At 66.0% G+C, this 6,306-nt stretch carries 5 protein-coding genes; 3 read left to right on the top strand and 2 right to left on the bottom strand.

Annotated elements, in window-relative coordinates; translation table 11 throughout:
* On the top strand, positions 1–1,136 hold a 1,136-nt coding region (locus tag ACLQI9_RS23385), incomplete at its 5' end, for an acyl-CoA dehydrogenase (protein WP_442392266.1).
* A gap of 265 nt (positions 1,137–1,401) precedes the next feature.
* Here ACLQI9_RS23385 and ACLQI9_RS23380 read toward each other — a convergent pair.
* Positions 1,402–2,730 (bottom strand): acetyl-CoA C-acetyltransferase, encoded by a 1,329-nt coding sequence (locus tag ACLQI9_RS23380; protein ID WP_442376312.1) that lies wholly within the window; start codon positions 2,728–2,730, stop codon positions 1,402–1,404.
* A 128-nt stretch (positions 2,731–2,858) separates the two neighbouring features.
* Between ACLQI9_RS23380 and ACLQI9_RS23375 the strand changes: the two genes are divergently transcribed.
* Together ACLQI9_RS23375 and ACLQI9_RS23370 are read left to right on the top strand one after the other, a co-directional pair.
* The gene (locus tag ACLQI9_RS23375) at positions 2,859–4,223 is read left to right on the top strand and encodes a 3-oxoacyl-ACP reductase (protein ID WP_442392265.1); all 1,365 of its coding nucleotides are present in this window, start codon (positions 2,859–2,861) and stop codon (positions 4,221–4,223) included.
* Between the two features lie 16 nt (positions 4,224–4,239).
* Entirely contained in the window at positions 4,240–5,082 is an 843-nt protein-coding gene (locus ACLQI9_RS23370; protein ID WP_442376316.1) for a MaoC/PaaZ C-terminal domain-containing protein, read from the top strand.
* Here ACLQI9_RS23370 and ACLQI9_RS23365 read toward each other — a convergent pair.
* Positions 5,079–6,305, bottom strand: a complete 1,227-nt coding sequence (locus ACLQI9_RS23365) for a chloride channel protein (protein WP_442376318.1) — start codon at positions 6,303–6,305, stop codon at positions 5,079–5,081. The two genes, ACLQI9_RS23370 and ACLQI9_RS23365, sit on opposite strands and share 4 nt — an antisense overlap.
* Position 6,306: the final 1 nt, after the last annotated feature.

Below are 6,306 nucleotides of genomic sequence, written 5' to 3'. Positions count from 1 at the left end.
AGGTGTTGTTCGACTTCGAGACCGGCGAGCTGGGCGAGCGCAACGGCGTCTTCGTCACCAACGTCGAGCACAAAATGGGCCTGAAGGCCTCGGCGACCTGCGAGCTGACCTTCGGCCAGCACGGCGTCCCCGCCAAGGGCTGGCTGGTCGGCGAGGTGCACAACGGCATCGCGCAGATGTTCGAGGTGATTGAGCAGGCCCGCATGATGGTCGGCACCAAGGCCATCGCGACGCTGTCCACCGGCTACCTCAACGCCCTGGACTACGCGAAGAACCGGGTGCAGGGCGCCGACCTGACCCAGATGACCGACAAGACCGCGCCGCGGGTGACCATCACCCACCACCCGGACGTGCGTCGCAGCCTGATGACCCAGAAGTCCTACGCCGAGGGTCTGCGTGCGCTGTACACCTACACCGCGACCTACCAGGACCCGGCGGTGGCCAAGGCCGTGCACGATGTGGACGCCGATTTGGCGGTCAAGGTCAACGACTTGATGCTGCCGGTGGTCAAGGGTGTCGGCTCCGAGCAGGCCTACGCCAAGCTCACCGAGAGCCTGCAGACCTTCGGAGGGTCGGGCTTTTTGCAGGACTACCCGATCGAGCAGTACATCCGCGACGCCAAGATCGACTCGCTCTACGAGGGCACCACGGCCATCCAGGCGCAGGACTTCTTCTTCCGGAAGATCGTCCGCGACAAGGGTGTGGCGCTGGCCCACGTGTCGGGGCAGATCGAGGAATTCGTCAAGAGCGAGTCCGGCAACGGCCGGCTGAAGGCCGAGCGTGCGCTGCTGGCCACCGCCCTGGCCGATGTGCAGGCGATGGCAGCGACGCTGACCGGCTACTTGATGGCCGCGCAGGAAGACATTTCCAGCATCTACAAGGTGGGACTGGGTTCGGTGCGCTTCCTGATGAGCGTCGGCGACCTGGTGATCGGCTGGCTGCTGCAGCGTCAGGCCGCGGTGGCGCTGGAGGCGCTCGACGCCGGTGTCAGCGATGCCGACCGGGCCTTCTACGAAGGCAAGATCGCGGTGGCGTCGTTCTTCGCCAAGAGCTTCCTGCCGTTGTTGACCAGCACCCGCCAGGTGCTGGAGACGATCGACAACGACATCATGGAGCTCGACGAAGCCGCCTTCTGATCTCAGGCACTAGCAAAAGCCCCCGTTCTCAGTGCGAGACGGGGGCTTTTGCTTTGGTGTGACGCTGACGAGTTGGAGGGGCCGCCGCGGATCCCCTCATTCCGTCGGCGGCCCCGGCTCAAGGACGCTCCGCATTGCCATCGGGTCGGGGGGTCGGACGACAACACGGAGCTATCCGAGCCATCGGCTACCCGAGGGGTCTCGTTACTAAACGGCGCGGACCCATACCTGAGCCATATCCGGATCGGGCGTCCGGATGGTTGGATCAGGCTTCCAGAATGGCGGCAACGCCCTGGCCGCCGGCGGCACAGATCGAGATCAGCCCCCGCAACGGCTTGTCTGTCGCCCCTTGCTTCGCCCTGGCCTCGGAGAGCTGCTTGGCCAGCTGCGCGAGGATCCGCCCGCCGGTGGCCGCGAACGGGTGACCCGCGGCCAGCGACGAGCCGTTCACGTTGAGCTTGGCCCGGTCGATGGACCCCAACGCGGAGTCCAGGCCCAGCCGCTCCTTGCAGTACTCCTCGGACTCCCAGGCCTGCAGGTGCGCCAGCACCACCGAGGCGAACGCTTCATGGATCTCGTAGAAGTCGAAGTCCTGCAGGCTGAGCCCATTGCGCGCCAGCAGGCGTGGCACCGCGTAGGTCGGCGCCATCAGCAGGCCATCGGCGCCGGTGACGTAATCCACCGACGCCGTCTCGGCGTCGACGAAGTAAGCCAACGGCGTCAGCGAGTGCTCGGCGGCCCAATCCTCGCTGGCCAGCAACGCCACCGAAGCGCCGTCAGTCAGCGGTGTCGAGTTGCCGGCCGTCATGGTGGCGTCGCCGGCCTTCGCCCCGAACACCGGCTTCAGCTTGGCCAGCTTCTCCACCGACGAATCCGGCCGTAGGTTGTCGTCCCGGTAGAGACCCAGGAACGGTGTCACCAGGTCGTCGAAGAAGCCGCGGTCGTAGGCCGCCGCCATGTTGCGGTGGCTGGCGGCGGCCAGCTCGTCCTGGTCGACGCGCTTGATCCCCATCTGCTTGGCGGTGATGGCGGCGTGCTCACCCATCGACAGCCCGGTGCGCGGCTCGCTGTTCACCGGAATCTCCACCCCGAGGCTGGCCGGAAGCTTGCCGACCAGCTTCAGCCGCTGGACGTTGGACTTTGACCGGCGCAGTTCCAGCAACGTGCGACGCAGGTTGTCGCCCAAGCCAATCGGCGCATCCGAGGTGGTGTCCACCCCGCCGGCGGCGGCGACCTCGTAGCGGCCGGAGGCGATGCCGTCAGCCGCGGCAATCGCCGCCTGCAGGCCGGTCCCGCAGGCCTGCTGCAGGTCGAACGCCGGGGTGTAGGACGACAGCGCGGAGCCGAGCACGCATTCGCGCATCAGGTTGAAGTCGCGGCTGTGCTTGAGCACCGCGCCGCCGATCACCGCGCCCAAACGCTCGCCGGCAAGGCCGAACCGGTCGACCAGCCCACCCAGAGCGGCGGTGAACATGTCCTGGTTGGACGCTTCGGCGTAGGCGCGGTCCGAGCGCGCGAACGGGATCCGATTGCCACCGAGCACAGCGACGCGGCGCATGGAGTGGGTCTTCGCCGGGGAACTTGCAGAAGTCACGCTTATCTCCGTCAGTTGGGGGTTATCCACGGTTAGGGGTCATACTACCTACTGTTCTTACTCTGGAGTAAGTTCGGTACTCGATACGCTAGTCGACAGATGACACGCTCGATATGGAAGGCAACTCAGTGGCCCCGAAGGTTTCACCTGATCTATTCTCCCAAGTCGTCAACTCCGGGCCTGGCTCGTTTCTCGCCAAGCAACTCGGCGTTCCACAGCCCGAGAAACTGCGGCGTTACCGGGTCGGTGACCCGCCGCTGGCCGGATCGCTGCTGATCGGCGGTGAGGGCCGGGTTGTCGAGCCGCTGCGTGCGGCGCTGGACAAGGATTACGACGTGGTGGGCGCCAATCTGGGCGGTCGCTGGGCCGATTCGTTCGGCGGGCTGGTTTTCGACGCCACCGGTATCACCACGCCGGCCGGGTTGACGGCGCTGCACGACTTCTTCACTCCGCTGTTGCGCAACGTCGGCCCCTCCGGCCGCATCGTCGTCGTCGGAACGACTCCCGACCGGGCCGGGAGCGTGGGCGAGCGGATCGCGCAGCGCGCGCTGGAAGGATTCACCCGCTCGCTGGGCAAGGAGCTGCGCCGGGGTGCCACGGTCGCGCTGGTCTATCTGTCGCCTGACGCCAAACCAGCCGCTACCGGCGCGGAATCCACCCTGCGGTTCATCCTGTCGGCCAAATCGGCGTACGTGGACGGCCAGGTGTTCTACGTGAGCGCGGCCGACTCGACTCCGCCGGCCGACTGGGACCGGCCGCTGGACGGCAAAGTGGGCATCGTGACCGGTGCCGCACGGGGTATCGGTGCGACGATCGCAGAAGTGTTCGCCCGTGACGGGGCCCGAGTCGTTGTCATCGACGTGGAGGCCGCAGCCGAGGCCCTGGCCGAGACCGCCAGCCGCATCGGTGGGACGGCCCTGACCCTCGACGTCACCGCAGACGACGCCGTCGACCGGATCACCGAGCATCTGCGCGATCACTACAACGGCCGGGCCGACATCTTGGTCAACAACGCCGGCATCACCCGCGACAAGCTGCTGGCCAACATGGATGACGCACGTTGGAACGCGGTGCTTGCGGTCAACCTGCTCGCGCCACAAAGACTTACCGAAGGACTGATCGGCAACGGCAGCATCGGCGACGGTGGTCGGGTGATCGGGCTGTCGTCGATGGCCGGCATCGCGGGCAACCGTGGGCAGACCAACTACGCCACCACCAAGGCGGGCATGATCGGGCTGACCCAGGCACTGGCTCCGGGGCTCGCCGAGAAGGGCATCACGATCAACGCCGTCGCGCCGGGATTCATCGAAACCCAGATGACCGCGGCCATCCCGCTGGCCACCCGCGAGGTAGGCCGTCGATTGAACTCGCTGTATCAGGGCGGGCAACCGGTGGACGTCGCCGAGACCATCGCCTACTTCGCCAGCCCGGCATCAAACGCGGTGACGGGCAACGTCATTCGTGTCTGCGGCCAGGCTATGCTGGGCGCCTAGCGGAGAGGGGAACGCAGTGACGCAACCAAGCGGCCTGAAAAACCTGCTGCGCGCAGCGGCCGGGGCGCTGCCGTTCGTGCCACGCAGTGACCATCTGCCCAGCAGGACGCTGACCGTCAACGACGTACCCATCGACCGCGGGAACGTGGCCGGCTACGCGGCAGTCACCGGACTGCGTTACGGCGATACCGTGCCGTTGACGTACCCGTTCGCGTTGACCTTCCCGACGGTGATGTCACTGGTAACCGGGTTCGACTTCCCGTTCGCCGCAATGGGATCCGTCCATACCGAAAACCACATCACCCAACACCGGCCGATCAAGGTGACCGATACGGTCAATATCGCCGTGCACGCCGAGAACCTGCGTGAACACCGCAAGGGCCTGCTGGTGGACCTGGTGACCGATGTCAGCGTCGGCAACGAGGTGGCGTGGCACCAGGTGACGACCTTCCTGCATCTACAACGCACCAGCCTGTCCGGGGAACCCAAGCCGCCGCCGCAGAAACAACCCAAGCCGCCCCCGCCGAAAGCAATCCTGCGGATAACGCCGGGCCAGATTCGCCGATACGCTGCCATCGGCGGTGATCACAACCCGATCCACACCAACCCCATCGGGGCCAAGTTGTTCGGCTTTCCGAGCGTCATCGCACACGGAATGTTCAGCGCCGCGGCAGTATTGGCAAATTTGGAGGCTGGGCTCCCCGACGCTGTGACATATTCGGTGCGGTTCGGCAAACCGGTGGTGCTGCCCGCCAGTGCCGGACTCTACGTCGATCAGGTTCAGGATGGGTGGGACATCAGCTTGCGCAACATCGCCAAGGGGTATCCGCATCTGACTGGCACGCTGCGGACGCGCTAGCCGGGATCGCGTTCGACGAGTAACCCGACACCGTACGCGCTGAGGGCGGCGACAAGAAAGACCAGCAACAACCAAATCGGAGGTCGGGCCAACTCCCAAACGAAGAACGCGGCCCAAAACGGCGTGCGCTGAGTGACCGCGAGTACACCGGCTGCACCGGCCAACGAGATTGCCTGAACCTGAAAGTGGGTCCCTGCCGCCGCGTTGATGGTCAGCACCAACAGCGTCCCGGCCGCTGCGCCGGTGGCCAGCGCGGGGGTGATCAATCCGCCCGTCGCGCCGGCCCGCAGAAACACTGCCGTCAGGAGCGGTTTCAGAACCAAGACTGCCGCCGCCGTTGCCAAGGTCATCCCGCCGGCGAGCGTCGAGGACAGGATCGATCTGCCGTTGCCGGGCAGTTCGGGCCACCAGTGTGAGCAGACACCGGTCAGCAACCCCGCGCAGGCGATTGCCGGGATCAACAGCCAGGATCGCCTCAGCGCGGCCCGATGTGCCGCCGCCATGGCGCGATTGAACACTAGGCCCACCACAAAGGTCAGCGGGCCCAACACCAGCGCGTAACCGATCAAACGGTAGGAAAAGTGGAGGTTGGGCCAGGTCAGAATCGGCTGATTATGGGTGAGCACTGAGGCAACCGAGACGGCCAGGCTCGAGGTGATCAACGCGGCACCTACTGCTCGGAGCTGCCATGTTCTCAACATGATGCGCAGCGCGAACAGCGCACCACCGAGCGGCACGGCATAAACCGCACCGAGCCCGGCGCCGGCCGCACACCCCAGCAGAATCTCACGGTCGCGGGGCGACAGGCGTTTCAGCCATCCGATGCCCAAATCGCCGAGGGCCGCGGCGAATTGGCGTGGAGCTCCTTCCCGACCCAGCGATGCACCAGAGCCAACCACCAGCACCTGCAGCGCCGCGTCGACGCCGAAAGGCAGCATGCGTATCGGCTCGCCGCGCGCGATGGCCCCAGACAGTTCCGGGACATCAGTTCTGGACCGCAATATCCACCAGCCCAGCCCGGCAAGCGCTCCGCCGACCATCGGCCCCAGGGCTCGACGGAGTGGGCTGCTACCGGTGACCCCCTGTAGCAGCGATCCGAATGTGTAGTGGTAGGTGAGGTGCTGGGTAAATCGCAGCAGCAACGTCGTCGACAACCCGGCAACCCCGGCCAGCAGCCCGACAATGACCACCGCGCACAGAAATTCAACATCGCGGCGGCTCATG

Origin of the sequence: Mycobacterium sp. (assembly GCF_052143115.1) — a bacterium.
GTDB lineage: Bacteria > Actinomycetota > Actinomycetes > Mycobacteriales > Mycobacteriaceae > Mycobacterium.
Note: the sequence above shows the minus strand (reverse complement) of the source record. Positions and strands in the feature narration are given on the sequence as shown.

Coding starts and splice junctions, on each gene's coding strand:
- ACLQI9_RS23365 (WP_442376318.1), bottom strand. CDS start 6,305: ATGAGCCGCCGCGATGTTGAATTTCTGTGCGCGGTGGTCATTGTCGGG.